Annotated in this window: 14 protein-coding genes and 1 tRNA gene; 7 read left to right on the forward strand and 8 right to left on the reverse strand. The window is 71.3% G+C overall.

Annotated features, from left to right (window positions below):
* Positions 1-10: 10 nt before the first annotated feature.
* From PUW82_RS14000 to PUW82_RS14010, 3 genes are all read left to right on the forward strand, one after another.
* Complete coding sequence (locus PUW82_RS14000; protein WP_274222884.1) at positions 11-1,054, forward strand: ATP-dependent DNA ligase; 1,044 nt, start codon at positions 11-13, stop codon at positions 1,052-1,054.
* A 138-nt stretch (positions 1,055-1,192) separates the two neighbouring features.
* Complete coding sequence (locus PUW82_RS14005) at positions 1,193-3,262, forward strand: phosphatase PAP2 family protein (protein WP_274222885.1); 2,070 nt, start codon at positions 1,193-1,195, stop codon at positions 3,260-3,262.
* A gap of 74 nt (positions 3,263-3,336) precedes the next feature.
* A complete protein-coding gene (locus PUW82_RS14010; protein WP_274222886.1) occupies positions 3,337-4,635 on the forward strand; it encodes a threonine/serine exporter family protein in 1,299 nt (432 codons plus the stop codon).
* Between the two features lie 9 nt (positions 4,636-4,644).
* On the opposite strand, the gene ligD is transcribed toward PUW82_RS14010, so the two are convergent.
* From ligD to PUW82_RS14025, 3 genes are all read right to left on the reverse strand, one after another.
* Positions 4,645-5,673, reverse strand: a complete 1,029-nt coding sequence (gene ligD / locus PUW82_RS14015; RefSeq protein WP_274222887.1) for a non-homologous end-joining DNA ligase — start codon at positions 5,671-5,673, stop codon at positions 4,645-4,647.
* A gap of 89 nt (positions 5,674-5,762) precedes the next feature.
* A complete protein-coding gene (locus tag PUW82_RS14020; protein WP_274222888.1) occupies positions 5,763-6,896 on the reverse strand; it encodes an SseB family protein in 1,134 nt (377 codons plus the stop codon).
* Between the two features lie 43 nt (positions 6,897-6,939).
* A complete protein-coding gene (locus tag PUW82_RS14025) occupies positions 6,940-9,399 on the reverse strand; it encodes an ATP-dependent helicase (protein ID WP_274222889.1) in 2,460 nt (819 codons plus the stop codon).
* Positions 9,400-9,539: 140 nt separating this feature from the next.
* On the opposite strand from PUW82_RS14025, the gene PUW82_RS14030 reads away from it, so the two are divergent.
* A tRNA-Met gene (locus PUW82_RS14030) sits at positions 9,540-9,615 on the forward strand.
* 22 nt (positions 9,616-9,637) lie between these two features.
* Here the strand turns inward: PUW82_RS14030 and PUW82_RS14035 are convergent.
* From PUW82_RS14035 to PUW82_RS14045, 3 genes are all read right to left on the reverse strand, one after another.
* Positions 9,638-9,943: a biopolymer transporter Tol gene (locus PUW82_RS14035; RefSeq protein WP_274222890.1), complete on the reverse strand. Its 306-nt coding sequence runs from the start codon at positions 9,941-9,943 to the stop codon at positions 9,638-9,640.
* A 42-nt stretch (positions 9,944-9,985) separates the two neighbouring features.
* Positions 9,986-11,017 (reverse strand): fatty acid desaturase family protein, encoded by a 1,032-nt coding sequence (locus tag PUW82_RS14040; protein WP_420792760.1) that lies wholly within the window; start codon positions 11,015-11,017, stop codon positions 9,986-9,988.
* Between the two features lie 229 nt (positions 11,018-11,246).
* Positions 11,247-11,588, reverse strand: coding sequence for a DUF7882 family protein (locus PUW82_RS14045; RefSeq protein WP_274222891.1), 342 nt, complete (start codon positions 11,586-11,588; stop codon positions 11,247-11,249).
* A 132-nt stretch (positions 11,589-11,720) separates the two neighbouring features.
* Between PUW82_RS14045 and PUW82_RS14050 the strand changes: the two genes are divergently transcribed.
* The 3 genes from PUW82_RS14050 to PUW82_RS14060 all read left to right on the forward strand — a co-directional run bounded on the left by PUW82_RS14050 (position 11,721) and on the right by PUW82_RS14060 (position 13,387).
* Positions 11,721-11,930: a hypothetical protein gene (locus PUW82_RS14050; protein ID WP_274222892.1), complete on the forward strand. Its 210-nt coding sequence runs from the start codon at positions 11,721-11,723 to the stop codon at positions 11,928-11,930.
* Positions 11,931-12,123: 193 nt separating this feature from the next.
* Positions 12,124-12,450 carry a DUF7882 family protein gene (locus tag PUW82_RS14055; RefSeq protein WP_210006062.1) on the forward strand — a complete coding sequence of 109 codons (327 nt, stop codon included), beginning with the start codon at positions 12,124-12,126 and terminating at the stop codon, positions 12,448-12,450.
* 79 nt (positions 12,451-12,529) lie between these two features.
* Positions 12,530-13,387, forward strand: a complete 858-nt coding sequence (locus tag PUW82_RS14060) for a helix-turn-helix transcriptional regulator (RefSeq protein ID WP_274222893.1) — start codon at positions 12,530-12,532, stop codon at positions 13,385-13,387.
* A 30-nt stretch (positions 13,388-13,417) separates the two neighbouring features.
* On the opposite strand, the gene PUW82_RS14065 is transcribed toward PUW82_RS14060, so the two are convergent.
* The gene (locus PUW82_RS14065) at positions 13,418-14,608 is read right to left on the reverse strand and encodes a sensor histidine kinase (RefSeq protein WP_274222894.1); all 1,191 of its coding nucleotides are present in this window, start codon (positions 14,606-14,608) and stop codon (positions 13,418-13,420) included.
* Positions 14,609-14,615: 7 nt separating this feature from the next.
* Positions 14,616-15,707, reverse strand: a complete 1,092-nt coding sequence (locus PUW82_RS14070; RefSeq protein ID WP_337994561.1) for an ABC transporter permease — start codon at positions 15,705-15,707, stop codon at positions 14,616-14,618.
* Between the last annotated feature and the right edge of the window lie 2 nt (positions 15,708-15,709).

Here is a 15,709-nt window from a genome sequence, read left to right on the forward strand (position 1 = left end):
GCGGAGCACCATGTCCTACGACATCCCCGCCCCGATGCTCGCGAAGTCGGTGTCCGCGGTCCCCGATCCGGCCCGCACGCCGGGCGGGCTGTCGTTCGAACCCAAGTGGGACGGCTTCCGCGCGCTCGTGTCGTGGGATGGCGCGGATGTCGTGATCGGCAGCCGCGGCTCGAAGCCGCTGACGCGGTACTTCCCCGAGCTGGTCGACGCGTTCTCGCGGCTGCTGCCCGAGCCGTGCCTGATCGACGGCGAGATCGTCGTGGCCACCGATGCCGGTGACGGCCAGCGCCTGCAATGGGAGGCCCTGTCGCAGCGCATCCACCCCGCGGCGTCGCGGGTGGCTCTGCTCAGCGAACAGACGCCGGCGATGTTCATCGCGTTCGATCTGCTCGCGCGGGGCGAGCGGGATCTGCGCGACGAACCGTTCGCGGCGCGTCGAGCCGAGCTGGTCGACCTGTTGCAGGGCGTCCCCGACCCGGTTCACGTGACACGCGCGACCGACGACGTCGACACCGCCCGTCGCTGGCTCGCCGAGTTCGAGGGCGCGGGCCTCGACGGTGTCGTCGCCAAGCCCCTCGCGCAGCCCTACGCGCCGGGCAAACGGACGATGTTCAAGATCAAGCACGCCCGCACGGCGGACGTCGTGGCGCTCGGGTACCGCATCCACAAGTCCGGTTCGGGCGTCGGCTCGTTGCTGGTCGGGCTCTACGACGACGACGGAGAACTGCACGGTGTCGGCGGCGTCGCGGCGTGGAGCGACAAGCGCCGGCAGGAACTCGTCGCCGAGCTGGAGCCGCTCGTCGAGCGCGACGCCGCGGGCGCCGCCGTCACCGGTGAGTCCGACCGCTCGCGCTTCGCGGCGTCGAAGGACGTCTCGTTCGTGAAGCTGCGGCCCGAGCTCGTGCTCGAGGTTCGCTACGACCAGCTCGAGGGCCGGCGTTTCCGTCACACGGTGCAGTTCGAGCGGTGGCGCCCCGACCGCGACGCCCGCTCGTGCACCTTCGGGCAGCTCGAGACGGTCGCGGCGTACGACCTCGCCGACGTCCTCGACTGACCCGCAGGCCGACACCCCGCGTTCACGTCGCGGACACGAGCCGTTGCTCGTGCCTTCTTAGCGTTCGGAGGTCGCATCGCGGGGTGGACCCCTGCCCCCGCCGGTGCGCGACATCCCTCCCCCACTCGAAGGACGCGCATGCCCGCCGCTGCCCCCTGCTCCCGCCCGTCTCGCCGACGTCCCGTCGTCCCGACCGCTGCGCTGGCCGCCCTGACGGCCGTCACGATCGCTGTCGGTGCCGCCGGGTTCGGTGCCGCCGCGCCCGCCGCCGCCGCGCCGGGCGACGCTCTGCTCGACGACAGCGCGATCGCTCCCCCGACGGCCGCCTACGGCAGGTTCATCGACACGTACACGGCGAACACCTCGTCGAACACCTCGCCCACGACCAACCCGGGCATCGGCGTGCTGTCGGGGATGCTCGACCTGTGGCAGCCCGGCGCCACGTGGGACTCCGGTCAGGCGACGGCCGAGGGGGCCGCCGTGCTCGAGGCCAACATCGCCCACAACGTCCGCGTCGCCGAGGCTCGCACCGCGGCCGACGAGACCGCGGCGTGGGTCTTCGACCGCCGCCACCAGAGCTACAGCGCGATCGACGGCCTCGGCGCCGCCGCCCCCGCCTTCCGCGACGCGATGAACGCCGGCACGACGATCCCCGACGTCGTTCCCGCCGACGCCACGACCGTGAAGTACGACGACGGCGGCAACGCTGCGGGGCGCTGGGCCGACGCCGGGTCTGCGCTCGGCGCGGTCGTCGGGCTCGTCGACGCGGTGCGCGGGCCGGCGGCATCCTCCAACCCGTCCAAGAACTTCTACGCCTACAAGCGCCCGTTCCGCTGGGTCGACGACGCGATCATCGTGCCGTCGCTGCTGCCGGTGCGAAAGCCCGACGCCGAGGCCGCGAGCGACGGCGGCTTCCCCAGCGGCCACACCAACGCGGCGTTCCTGGCCTCGTTCGCCCTCGCCGACGCCGCTCCGCAGTATCAGGCGCAGCTCATCGCGAACGCCGCTGAGATCGGCGACAGCCGCATCGTCGCCGGCATGCACTCGCCGCTCGACGTGATCGGCGGCCGGGTGCTCGCGACGGCCCTCGCTGCCGCGGCGCTGAACGACCCCGCCAACGCGGCACTGCGCGACAGCGCGTTCTCGCAGGCGCAGGGGCTGCTCGCCACGCTTCCCGCCCCGAGCGAGCAGGACTACGACGCGCTCGCCGCCGCGTACCGCGAGCGCATGACCTACGGCCTGCCCGCGACCGGCGACACCACGCGGCCGGCGCGCGTGCCCGCCGGCGCCGAGGTGCTGCTCGAGCACCGGCTGCCCTACCTCGACGCGCAGCAGCGACGGTGGGTGCTGCACTCGACGGCGATCGCCTCGGGTCACGCCGTGCTCGACGACGCCGAGGGCTGGGGCCGGCTGAACCTGTTCGAGGCCTCGAACGGGTACGGCGCCTTCGACACCGATGTCACCGTGACGATGGATGCCGCCGCCGGCGGCGCCTCGGCCGCGGACACGTGGCGCAACGACATCGACGGCGCGGGCTCGCTGACGAAGGCGGGTTCGGGCGCCCTCACCCTCGCCGGCGACAACGCGTACGCCGGCGGCACCGTCGTAGACGGCGGCGCCCTCGTCGCCGCGACCCCCGCAGCCCTGGGAACGGGCGACGTCACCCTTGCGGCCGGCGCGCTCGTCGAGACCACCGAGGGCCTGCTCGTCGGCGGTGACTTCGCGCAGAAGGCGGGCGCGACGCTCGAGCTGTCCGTCGAGGGCGACGCCCCCGCGCTCACCGTCGCGGGTTCGGCGACCTTCGGCGGCACCCTGCGCGTCGACCTGGGCGGCGCGGCACCCGACGCCCCGCAGCGCCTCATCGCCGTCGGCGCGACCGAGGCGGGATCGACCTTCTCGAGCGTCGAGATCGTCGACGCCGCCGCCGGGTTCGCCGGGGCGCTCGACTACCGCGCCGACGGCGTGTACCTCGTCCCCGCCGCCGCCCCGGTCGAGCCGCCGGTCGGCGCCGAGCCGCCGGTCGTGCCCGCTGAGCCCGGCACCGCGCCCGGCACCCTGCCCGGTGCGGTTCCCGCTCCGAGCGCGACGGCCCAGCGCCTTGCCCGCACGGGCGGTGAGGAATCGCCCACCGGCCTGCTCATCGGCGGCTTCCTGCTGGCCGCCGGCGGCAGCGTCGTGCTCCTCTCGCGCCGGCCCGCGCGGCGCTGACGCCTCGGCGCGCCGGCGATTCGTCCGGCGCGACCTCCCGCCCGGGCCCGGCGTCCGGGTGGGAGGATCGAAGCATGCACGACGATCCCCGCGAAGCCGTGCCCGACGGCACCGCCGAGCTGCACCTCGAACCGGTCCGTTTCATCGCCCGGACCGACGCGGTGCTGCGGCTCGGCACTCTCATGCTCGGAGCGGGGGCATCCTCCGCGCGCGTACGCGACACGATGGACCGCACCGCGCGGGCCCTCGGCCTCGAACGGCTCGAGTCGCGCGTCGGAATGACCGACATCGTCATCACGGCCCAGCGCGGGCAGCTGTTCCGCACCCGTGTGGCCGAGGTGCGGCATCCGGTCGTGAACTCCGAGCGCATCGCCGAGGTCATGCACCTGTCGCACCGGGTGGCCGACGGGGTCACCGCCGACGAACTGCAGCGCGAGCTCGACCGCATCGAACGGATGCCGCCGCGCTACCCCGCCGCCGTGCGCGTGGCTGCCGCTGCTGCCGCGTGCACCGCGTTCGCGTTCCTCAACAACGGCGGCTGGGCCGAATGCCTGAGCGTCGCCATCGCGGTGGCGCTCGGCCAGTACGTGCGGATCCGCGGCGCGCGCCTGCAGGTCAACGAGTTCCTGCTCGTGTTCCTGTCGGCCGCGACGGCGCTGCTGACCTTCCTCGGGGTCTCGCACCTGATCGAGCTGCTCGGCGCCCCGTCGCCGCAGTACGGTGCAGCTCTGACGAGCGCCGTGCTGTACCTCGTGCCCGGCTTCCCGCTCGTCACCGGCGCCCTCGACCTCGCCCGCCTCGACCTCAACGCGGGCGTGAACCGCGTCGTCTACGCCGGGCTCGTGCTGCTGTCGACCGGGTGCGCGGTCTGGGCGGTCGCGGCGATCTTCCAGACGAGCGCGGTCGCCGTCGCCGCACCCGCCCTCGCCGAACCGCTGCTGTCGCTCGGACGCCTCATCGCCGGATTCGTCGGCGTGATGGGCTTCGCCTTGCTGTTCTCGACACCGTGGCGCACCGCGCTGGCGGCGGCCGCGATCGGGACGATCGCCAACGTCGGCCGACTGCTGATGATCGACCAGGGTGCGATGCAGCCCGTGGCCGCAGCCGCCGCCGGCGTCGCGGTCGGGTTCGGCGCGTTCGCCGTGTCACGGTTCGTCCGGTCGCCGCGCATCACGCTGACGGTGCCGGCCGTCCTCATCATGGTGCCGGGTGCCTCCGCCTACCGCGCGATCGTCGGGACGATCGAGGGCGACACGATCAGCGCCGTGCAGTACGGCGTCACAGCGGTCTTCGTCGTGGTCGCGCTCGCGGTCGGTCTGACCGTCGCCCGCGTCGTCACCGAGCGGGAGTGGCAGCGCCCCTCGGCACGCTGACCCGGGCGCTCAGTCCTCGGGATGCCGCGCGCGGCTCGGCTGCACGCGGGGCGGCTCGCCCGGCATCTTGGGGAACTCGGGCGGGAACGGCAGCTCGCCGAGACCGGCGTCGAGGTCGCGCTGCCACCACTCGAGCAGGGTGTCGATGCGGCCCGGTGCTGCCTGCAGGTCGGCCCAGGGGTCACCGACGTCCGCCAGACGCCGCGGCACCGTCCGGACGGTGAACGATCCCGGGTCGACGCCGGCATCCAGCTCGTCCCACGTGATCGGCGTCGCGACCGTGGCAGCCGGCAGCGCGCGGGCACTGTAGGCCCCGGCCATCGTGCGGTCTCGGTTGGCCTGGTTGAAGTCGACGAAGACCCGCTCGCCCCGCTCCTCCTTCCACCAGTTCGTCGTGACGCGCTCGGGCAGACGTCGCTCGAGCTCGCGGGCGGCGGCGATGACGGCGTGACGGACGTCGAGGAACTCGTGGGTGGGCTCGATCGGGCAGAACACGTGCAGCCCGCGGTTGCCGCTCGTCTTGAGGAAGGCGGTCAGCCCCGCCTCGGCGAGGATGTCGCGCAGCACCGGCGCGACCTCGGCGGCGTCCCCGAAGTCGGTGCCCGGCTGCGGGTCGAGGTCGATGCGCAGCTCGACGGGATTGTCGGTGTTCTGCGCGAGCGATGCCCACGGGTGGAACACGACCGTGTTCATCTGCACCGCCCAGACGAGCGCGGCTGCTTCATCCAGCACGACCTGCGGATGCCGCCGACCACTGTTGTAGGTGCAGACGACCTGCCCCACGAAGCCGGGAGCCCCCTTGGGCGGGTTCTTCGAGAAGAAGCGCTCCCCCTCGACGGTGTCGGGGAACCGCTCGAGCGAGATGGGGCGGTGGCCGTTCGCCCGCAGGAAGGGATCGCTGACGGCGAGCATGTAATCGGCGTACTCGCGCTTGGTGATCCCGAGCTCGGGCCACAGCACCCGGTTCGGGCTCGACAGACCGACCTCGCGGTCGCCGTCCGGTCCGGCAACGGTCAGGGTGATGCGCTCGCTCGCCATGCCCCGACCCTAGGGCGCGGCGCCCCGATCGCACAGCCCCTGGACAACCCGCCGGATCGTCCGGCGCGACCGGGACGACGGCGAGGCCGTCAGGATGCCGGTGCCGCCTCGGTTCCGGCATCGCCGTCGGCGTCGGTGGCGGTGGCAGCTGCCGCCGGGGCCGCGTCGTCGGGCTCGTCGGCCCGCGCCAGCACCGGGCCGAGGTCGGCGCGGTCGACGTGGATCCAGGGGCCGCCCGGGTCGACGATGACGCCCGTCAGCGCGGGGTTCGCCACCAGCGCCCGCGCGATCTGCGCCGCGGTCACCGGCACCGGCCGGTCGCCGCGCTGCAGCACGAGGACCTCGAGCGGGTGCGAATACACCTCGAGCCGGCGCTCACCCGACGTCGTACGCGACTCGGCGAGGCCGAGCTGACCGCCGTCGCCCGCGGGACCGGCAGCAACCCACAGCGGCGCCGTCGCGAGCGCCGCGCCGACCGCGGCCGCCGTGTCTTCGTCGCGGGGGCCGGCCAGCAGGTTCTTGATCGCGAACGCGGGATCGCCCTCTTCGAAGGCCTTCTTGATGAGCGGCGCGGGAAGCACGATGCGCGAACCGGGCACCGCGTGGTCGATGATGAGGCCCTCGTACGGACCCTCGATCGCGTTGCGGAACACGTTCACCATGGGCAGGCCGAGCGCCGAGGTGTCGCGGTCGCCGTCGGACTCGACGCTGGCGCGCAGCGACGCTCCGCCGGTGAAGGCGAGAAGGAACCGGGCACCGTCGACCTGAGACACCGCGAGCGTGAGGGGCTTGCCCTCGGCCGTCAGCGCACGCGCGTCGCCGCGGACCCGCACGTACATCGTGCCCTGCATGCTCTGCCGCATGACGTTCATGACGTCGACGTTGCCGGGCTTCTCGGGAAGTGACGCGAGCGCCGCCTGCACGAGGGTGTTGTCAGGCATGCCGGCGACCGTCTCGGTGCGTTCGGGCGCCTCCGCCGGCGGCCGCGTGACCGCGCGCCCCGGCTGGGCGGCGGCGGGCTGAGCGGCGGCGGGCGCCGAGGCTCCGAAGGTCGACACCGAGATGCCCACGTGGGGCACGGGCGCGGCGGCGTCCGTCGTCGCAGCGGCATCCCCCGACGCGACGGCATCCGACTCCGTGGCGCCGGCGACCTCGTCGTCGACCGGGCCGGATTCCGCGGGCTGGCTCGTGGTGTCTCGCGCAGAGCGCTTGAAGATCGCCATGCGTCGAGCCTAACCCGCACGCCCGCCGCCGGGCGGGCCGATCTCAGAGCTTGACGATCGGAGCGATCTTGATGAGGAGCTTCTTCGCACCGGCGGAGTCGAAGCGGACATGCGCGACGCGCTTGGCGCCCTCGCCGGTCACTGCGTCGATGCGTCCCTCGCCGAAGTCGTCGTGCCGGATGCGATCACCGGGAGCCAGCACGAGGTCGCCGTTGTCGCGGACCTTCGCCGGGATGCGGTTGGCGAATTTCGCGATGTCGCCCGTCTTCTCGCGGCGCGGCAGCGGAACGAGGTCGTCACCGTAGCGCTTGCCCGAGCCACCGGGTCCGCCACCCGGCCGCCGCGAGTTGAGCGCCCGCGACTGCATGCCGCCACGCGAGTTGACGTCGCCGGGCGACTGCCGCCAGTCGATGAGGTCGTGCGGGATCTCCTGCAGGAACCGGCTGGGCATCGCCGCCGAGACTTCGCCGAACTGTGCCCGCGTCATGGCGAGCGACAGGTGCAGGCGCTTGCGCGCCCGCGTGAGGGCGACGTAGAACAGTCGTCGCTCCTCCTGCGGCCCGCCCGGCTCGTTGGCCGAGATGCGGTGCGGGATGAGGTCTTCCTCGACGCCGGTGACGAACACCGCGTCGTACTCGAGGCCCTTCGCCGTGTGCATCGTCATGAGCGATACGGTGCCCGACGCGTCGTCGAGGTCGTCGGCATCGGCGACGAGCGCCACTTCGGTGAGGAAGTCGAGGATCGTGCCGTCGGGGTTGTTGCGCGCGAACTCTCGCGTGACGGCGATGAGCTCGTCGAGGTTCTCGAGCCGCGCCTCGTCCTGCGGATCGCGGCTCATGCGCAGCGCATCCATGTAGCCCGACTTGTTCAGCAGCAGGCTGAGTCCCTCGGTGACCGAGGTGGGCGGGGCGATCTCGCCCGAGCTCGGCAGCATGATCTCGGTCGCCTCGGTCAGGACGGCGTCGAGCTGCGCGATCGCCGCCTGGATCTTCGGCCCGACGCCCAGCTCGGGCGCGTGGCCGAGCGCGTCGCGGAAGGTGATCTCCCGCTCGGCGGCGAAGCGGGCGATGGAGGTCTCGGTGACGTCACCGATCCCCCGGCGCGGACGATTCAGGATGCGGCGCACCGCGAGCTCGTCGGCAGGGTTCGCGACGGCGACGACGTAGGCGAGCGCATCCTTGATCTCGGCACGGTCGTAGAACTTCGTGCCGCCCATGATCTTGTAGGGGATGGCCGCGCGGATGAAGATCTCCTCCAGCGCGCGCGACTGCGAGTTGGTGCGGTAGAACACGGCCATCTGCGAGTACGGCACCGAGGCGCGGTGCAGCGCCTCGATCTCGTCGGCGACGAACTGGGCCTCGTCGTGCTGCGAGTAGCCGGTGAACCCGACGATCGCCTCGCCCGCACCGACATCCGTCCACAGCTTCTTGTCTTTGCGGTCGAAGTTGTTGGCGATGACGGCGTTCGCGGCCGAGAGGATGGTCTGCGTCGAGCGGTAGTTCTGCTCGAGCAGCACGACCTTCGCGCCGGGATAGTCGCGCTCGAACTCCGTGATGTTGCGGATGTCGGCGCCGCGGAAGGCGTAGATCGACTGGTCGGAGTCGCCGACCACCGTGAGCGAGGCGCCCGCGATCTCGGGCGTGGTCTCGGGCTCGAAGATCATCATGCCGCCGGACGAGAACGAATCGCCGCCCCCTCCCTGCACCGGACGCGTGAGTTCGTGGATGAGCGCGTACTGGGCGTGGTTGGTGTCTTGGTACTCGTCGACCAGGATGTGGCGGAACCGCTTGCGGTAGACGTCGGCGACGTGCGGGAACGCGCGGAACAGGTAGACCGTCTGCGCGATGAGGTCATCGAAGTCGAAGGCGTTCGCCCGCTGCAGCGCCGACTGGTAGGCGCCGAAGATCTCGACGAAGACCCGTTCGGCGGGGTCGGACATGTTCGCCTGCCGCGCGTAGGAGTCGGCGTCGGCGAGCTCGTTCTTGAGCTTCGAGATGCGGCTCTGCACACCCGCGGGCGTCAGGCCGAAGGCATCCGCCTCGTGCTCCTTGACGAGCCGCTTGATGAGCGCGCGAGAGTCGCCCGAGTCGTAGATCGTGAAGCTCTTCGTGAACCCGAACTGCTGCGCCTCGCGGCGGAGGATGCGCACGCAGGCGGAGTGGAAGGTCGAGATCCACATGCCCTGCGCGCTGTCGCCGATGAGGTGCTGCACGCGTTCGCGCATCTCGCCGGCGGCCTTGTTGGTGAAGGTGATCGCGAGGATCTGGCTCGGGTACGCCTCGCGCGTGCGCAGCAGCGACGCGATGCGATGCGTGAGCACGCGGGTCTTGCCGGAACCGGCGCCCGCGACGATGAGCAGAGCGGGGCCCCGGTAGGTGACCGCCTCGAGCTGGGGCCGGTTGAGCCCCTCGAGCAGGTCGGCGTCGGGACGCTCGCCTGCGGGGGCGCCGGGGCGCACGGATGCGGCGGAGCCGACGATGACGGGCTTGATGGGGTCTGGCATGACCTGACGATTCTACGTTCGCCCACCGACACCGGTCCGCGCGACCTCTCGTGACGCCGAAGCGTCACACGCGGTAGCACGGCGACCCGTGCCTTCACAGTCATCGCGTCCGGCCGATGCGGCCCGTAGCGTGAGGTCATCGCGGCGATCCGGGCGGTCCCGGGCATCGGTTCATACCCGAGTGCGTTGCGGGTTCGACTCCCGCCGTCGCGTCCACCCTCGAGTCGTCGCTGCCGGCTCAGCCCGCGTCGAGCTCGTCGAGTCGGCGCAGCGCGTCCTCGGCGCGCGCGAGGCGATCCGCCTCGGGCTCGTCCCACCAGTAGGGCCCCCGCTCGCCCAGCCCGTGCTTGGCCAGGCCCACGCGCTCGCGTGCCGCCGCGACGGCGTCGTCGTCCGCGCGTCGCTTCGCCGCGCCCACCGCCGAACGCCCGCGCCCGAGATGCGACTTCAGGGCCGCGACCAGCTCGGCTGGAAGCGACGGGTCGGTACGCCGCCAGCGGCGCCCGTCGATGACGAGCCAGCGCTCGGAATCGACATCGGCCACGGACTCAGTATGAGCCGTAGCCGATGTGGACGGATACGCGGGTCAGGCCCGGCGATACTCCGACACCATGGGGCAGTCGAACGGGTCGCGGGCCGCGAGGCCGACGCGGTTGAGGTAGTCGATGACGATGGCGTACGAGCGCCACAGGCTCGTCTCGGTGTACGGCACGTTCAGCGACGCGCACTGCTCCTTGACGATCTCGCGGGCGCGGGCCAGCGCAGGGCGCGGCATGTTGGGGAACAGGTGGTGCTCGATCTGGTAGTTCAGGCCGCCCATGAGCCACGTCGCCCACCAGCCGCCGCCGATGTTGCGCGACGTGCGCACCTGCTTGCTGAAGAAGTCGATCTTCGCGTCGGGCGCGATGATCGCCATGCCCTTGTGGTTGGGAGCGAACGACGCGCCCATGTACAGACCGAACACGGCGACCTGCACGCCGAAGAACGCGAAGGCCATGCCGATCGGCAGGAAGATGAAGACCGGGGCGACGAAGATCGCGAACCGAGCCAGGATGAGGGTGATCTCCAGCGCGCGCTTCTTGACCGGGCCGCGGCTGACGAGGTGTCGCACCGACAGGGCGTGCAGGTTCAGGCCTTCGAGCAGCAGCAGCGGGAAGAACAGCCATCCCTGCCGCTGCGTGATGAAGCGACGGATGCCGCGGGCGGTGGCTGCGTCCTCTTCGATGAACGAGATCGTGTCGATCTCGATATCGGGGTCCTTGCCCACCTTGTTCGGGTTCGAGTGGTGCCGGGCGTGCTTCGAGGTCCACCACGACAGGCTCATGCCGACGACGCCGACCGCGAGGAAGCGCGCCAGGCGGTCGTTGCCGGGGCCGGAGGCGAGCACCTGGCGGTGGTCTGCCTCGTGTGCGAGGAACGCGACCTGGGTGAACACGATGCCGAGGGCCGCGGCGATGAGCAGCTGGAACCAGCTGTCGCCGAGCAGCACGAACCCGGTGACGCAGCCGCCGATCGCGAGGATCAGGGCGAGGCCGACGAGACTGTAGAACCACGGGGTGCGGCGCAGCAGCCCGGATTCCCGGACGACCCGCGAGACGTCGGTGAACGCCTTTGTCATCGGCGGGAAGTCGGCGGTCCCGGCATAGGTGGTGCGGACGGGGCCGAGACGCGGCTCGACAGCGGTTGAAGCGATGGGAGTACCTGCTGTTCGGTCGAGGCCCGGGGGCCGGAAGCTAGCGGTGATCACCGCTCGCTGTGGCTCACACTACGGAGGCTCGGATCACCCTGGGCGCATATGACCGACTGCACGGACGATGCAAGGGTTTCGCTCAGCCGATGGTCAGGTGTCAGCCCTCGTGAACGCCGTCGAGCACGGGACTCGGGCGCGGCACGTCGGGTGGCTCGGGCACCACGTAGAGCCCGGTCGGTGAGTTGGCGGTGTACGTCAGAGCTTCCAGCCAGGCGCGATTCAGCGCGGGCTGGCGGCTGCCGTAGAACTTGAAGACGAGCCCGCATCCGGGATGCAGCCACACCGTGGTGCGGCCATCGCCGATCGTGACGTCGTCCTTCCATGTCAGCGTGAACGATTCGCCGCGGCGCAGCTTGGCGGTGATGACGGTCTGGAGGTGCGCGAGCGTCCGGTCCTCGAAGTCCGCGCGCACCTGATTCTCATAGATGAACCGACCCATGGGTCCTCCCCTTGCTCCGTGGCGACTCTAGTGAAGCTCAGCGCTTTCCTTAAGCCCTTGCGCGTCCGCGCACGGCGGGTAGTGTCGCTGCGCAGGACGCGGCCGCGTCTGTGCGACGAAGGGGCGAACGCCATGGCCAAACGGATCGACGTCTTCTACGGCGGGCGGGCGTACACCATCGGTGGTCGTGACCTCGAGGACGTACGCGCTGAGATCGCCGACGCACTCGAGTCGGGCCACGGATGGCTGTCGGTCAATGACGGCGAAGGCGTCGCGCAGGGCACCGAGCTGCTGATCACGCACGGCGTCGATGTCACTCTGGCGGCTCTCCCGGAGGGCTGAGAGCCGGAGGGATCGGAACTACGCCACAAAGTCAACCCCCTCCCCAACCTGAATCACTCGCTCGATCCTGCCGAAGCACAGCACGGCTGTGCGCGTCGCGGATCGTCCGCGCGCGGAACGGACTCTTCCGCGCGGGCCCGCGATCGGATCGCAGAGGCTGGTGATCGCCTGTGTCAGGGCGCGAGGAGGAATGTTGGGCAGGTTCGTTTACGACGGCAGCAATCGGCTGGAGATCGAGGACCGTACGCTCGCACACCTCCAGATGACGATCGGGGCCAAGCTCCGTCGCGGTGAGGCGTTCTTCTTCACGTGGAAGGACGACGTGAGCGTGGGCAAGGGACGCACCACCGTGTGGATGCACGCCGGCGCGTCCCTCGTGTTCACGTTCCACGGCAGCCGCACGCCCGCGATCAACCGCGCCTGGCTCGAAGCGTTGATGTACACCGCCAACTCGCCCACCGGACTGTACGTCGTCCCCGAGCCCGCGGAGTCCCCGACCGACAAGCTGGTTATTGAATAGCCAGCCGGTCCGGCGAGGGTTGCGGACCGACGACCCCCGCCGCGCGGAGGAGTCGGTCAGCTCGCTGTACGAGACACCGATGTCGCTGTCGGTCGACTCGCCGACGACCTTCAAGTACGAGATGGCGGCCGTCGCCCACCCCGCGGCGGCAGCTGCCGCGGTGCGCTTCACGGGCACGATGCGCTCGACCGCCCGCTCCTTCCCGCGGCTAATCGTGGCGCACGCCGCACAGGGCCAGCACCGGTGGCAGGTGGGCAGCGAGTCCGGCGACGGGCGCACGCCTTTCGTCGTCCCCCCGGACACCGAGTTCGTGGCCGAGTTCGGGCACTTGCACCTGCGCACCTTCAGTGTCGCGACCGAGACGATCGACCATGTCGTTCGAGCGCTGCTCGGCGACGAGCCCCGCCGGCTGCAGTTCTCAGGCCTGAACCGACGCGCGGGCAACCCCCGCCTGATCGCCGAGACGCTGCGGTTCCTCGAGGCCACAGTGCTCGCCGACGAGTCGGTCGCCGCCTCGCCGCTCATGCGCACGCAACTGATGCATCAGGCGATCGCCTCGCTCATCACGGCGTTTCCGATCATCGACGTCGACGACACCGATCAGCGGCGTCCCACCGCGCGCACCGTGCGGCGAGCGGTGACGTTCATGGAGGAGAACGTCGGCAACCCCATCAGCATCACCGACATCGCCGTCGCCGCGGGCACCTCCGTGCGGGCGCTGCAGAGCGCCTTCCACAAGGCGTACGAGATCCCGCCGAGCACGTACCTCCGACGCCTGCGCATCGAGGGTGCGCACCACGAGCTGCGTGCCGCGCACCCTGGTTCGACGACGGTGCGGGACGTCGCCCAGCGCTGGGGCTTCGCCCACACCGGCCGCTTCGCTCAGCTGTACGCGGCGATGTACGGCGAGCACCCGTCGCACACCCTGCGCCGCTGACGCACGCGGCGGCGGATGCCGTTCCCCGGGTCAGTCGTCGAGGCCGGCCGCCGCCGGATCGGGCAACAGGATCCAGACGCGCGTGCCGCCGCTCGGCGACTCGTCGATCCCGATGCGCCCGCCGTGCGCCTCGACCGCCCGACGGCAGGTCGAGAGCCCGATGCCCAGGCCGTCGGCATCCGAGTTCCCGCGCTCCATCAGCCGGAAGACGCGTTCGCGGTCGGCTTCGGGCACACCCGGGCCGTTGTCGTCGACGGTGATGCGCCAGCCGCCGGGTACGGCGTGGGCGTCGACGTGCACCTCGGGCGCGCGGTCGGCGACCGCGGTGAACTTCAGCGCGTTCGCGACGACGTTCTGCAGCACCGCGCGCAGCAGCGTGGGGTCGCCGACCGGCTCGATGTCGACGTCGGAGCGGATGTCGGCGCCCGAGGCGGTGATCTGCGCGTCGAGGTCGTCGGTGACCGCGCTCATCACCGCGGCGAGGTCGACGCGGGCCTGCTGCGGCCGGGCACCACCGGCGCGGGCATACGCCAGGATGTCGGAGATCATGTCATCCATGCGCTCCGCCGCGGACTCGGCGCGTGCGAGCACGCGGGCGGCGTCGGGGGCGTTCGCCATGTCGGGGCTGTCGATCGCGAGCTCGAGGAACCCGGTCAGCGCGGTCAGGGGGTTCCGCAGATCATGGCTGATCTGCCCCGCGAACCGCGACAGCTGGTCGTTCGACGCGCTCAGCGCACGACCGATGCGGCGCAGCTCGAGCAAGTCGACGATCTGGTGCGCGAGCAGGTCGAGAGCCTCACGCTTGGACTCGTCGAGGTCGCCGACCGCCTCGTCGAACACGCACAGCGTGCCGATCGCGACGCCCGACGGCGTGATGAGGGGGCTCGAAGCGTAGAACCGGACGTGGGCGATCTCGCCGGTCACGAACGGGTTCTGCGCGAACCGTTCGTCGAGGCGCGCGTCCGGGACGACGACCCGACCGGGGCGGGCGATGACCGCCGCGCACATCGAGTCCTCGCGCGAGCAGACGGCCGGCTCGATGCCGACGGCCGCGATCTGGTGCTGCGAGCGGTCGTCGATGATGTTGATGACCGCGGTGTCGACGCCGCAGACGGTCGCGGCCAGGCGGACGATGCCCTGCAGGTCGGGTGCGGGAGCCTCGCCGATGACGTGGTACGCGTCGATGGCTTCGCGGCGGGTGATGTCGAGCTGAGAGACCATGGTCCTCTCACGCTATCCGGGTTCCCGGGGGCAGGGCTCGTGCGGGCGTCCGCGTGCGCGATCCGGCGGCGACCAGCAGCAGCGCCGCGAGCACGAGCTGCACTCCGAGGCCGACGAACCAGCTCGGCACCGTCTGGGCGCGGATCTCCTGGGCGGTGGGCCCGCCGTCGTAGGTCATCGCGGACCCGTCGCAGTCGTCGTAGGACGTCTCCAGGTCCGGTGCGATCTGCGCGGCGCGGACGCCGGCCGTGATCTGCCCGAACAGGTCGACGGGATAGCCGTTGCGGTCGTACTCGGCCGGCGTGGCGTCGGCCAGGATGACGAAGGGGTTCGCCGCGAGGATCCACCAGACGCGATCGAAGCGCGGCACGGTGTTCGTCGTCACGACCGGCTCGGCGCACGCGATCCGGCTCGGGTCGTTCGCGCAGTCCGACGAGCCGCCCCGGCACTCCGGCGTCCCGTCGACGTTGTACTGCAGCCCGCGATAGGTCGTCGTCGTCTCGCTCGAGAGCGCGGCGCCGCCCAGGCCGAAGGCGATGAGCGTCCCGAACACCAGCGCCGCGACGACGAGATATGTCGCGGCCACCGAGAACAGGGGGCGGGCGAGGATGCCGCTGAGCCCGACGCCGACGGCCGCGATGACCCCGATCTCGATGACGAGCACGACGAGCGAGACCACGACCACGGCGGCATCCACACCGCCCGCGAACGTCGCGATCACGAGGAACGGGGCGGCGACCGCCGCGAACGCGAGTCCGGTGATCCACCCCGCCAGCACCTTGCCCAGGAGGATCTCGGAGGTGCGGGCGAGCGTGACCTGCACGGGAGCGAGGGTCGCGGCATCCCGATCGCCGTTGATCGAGTTGCCGCTGAGCGTCGGCGACACCAGCACGACCAGCAGCAGCGTGATCACCACGATCGTGGAGTAGATGCCCGACCCGCGCTGACCGGAGTCGGACACGACGCCTCCGAACGCGGGGAAGGCGAGCGCCGTGACACCGATGAGAACGACGGCGAAGACTCCCAGCAGGACGTACCACGAGACGGTGCGGATGCGCTGCAGGAGTTCGAGACGGGCGACCGTCCAGAGCCGGGCCATGT

The organism is Microbacterium thalli (genome assembly GCF_028737325.1).
GTDB lineage: Bacteria > Actinomycetota > Actinomycetes > Actinomycetales > Microbacteriaceae > Microbacterium > Microbacterium thalli.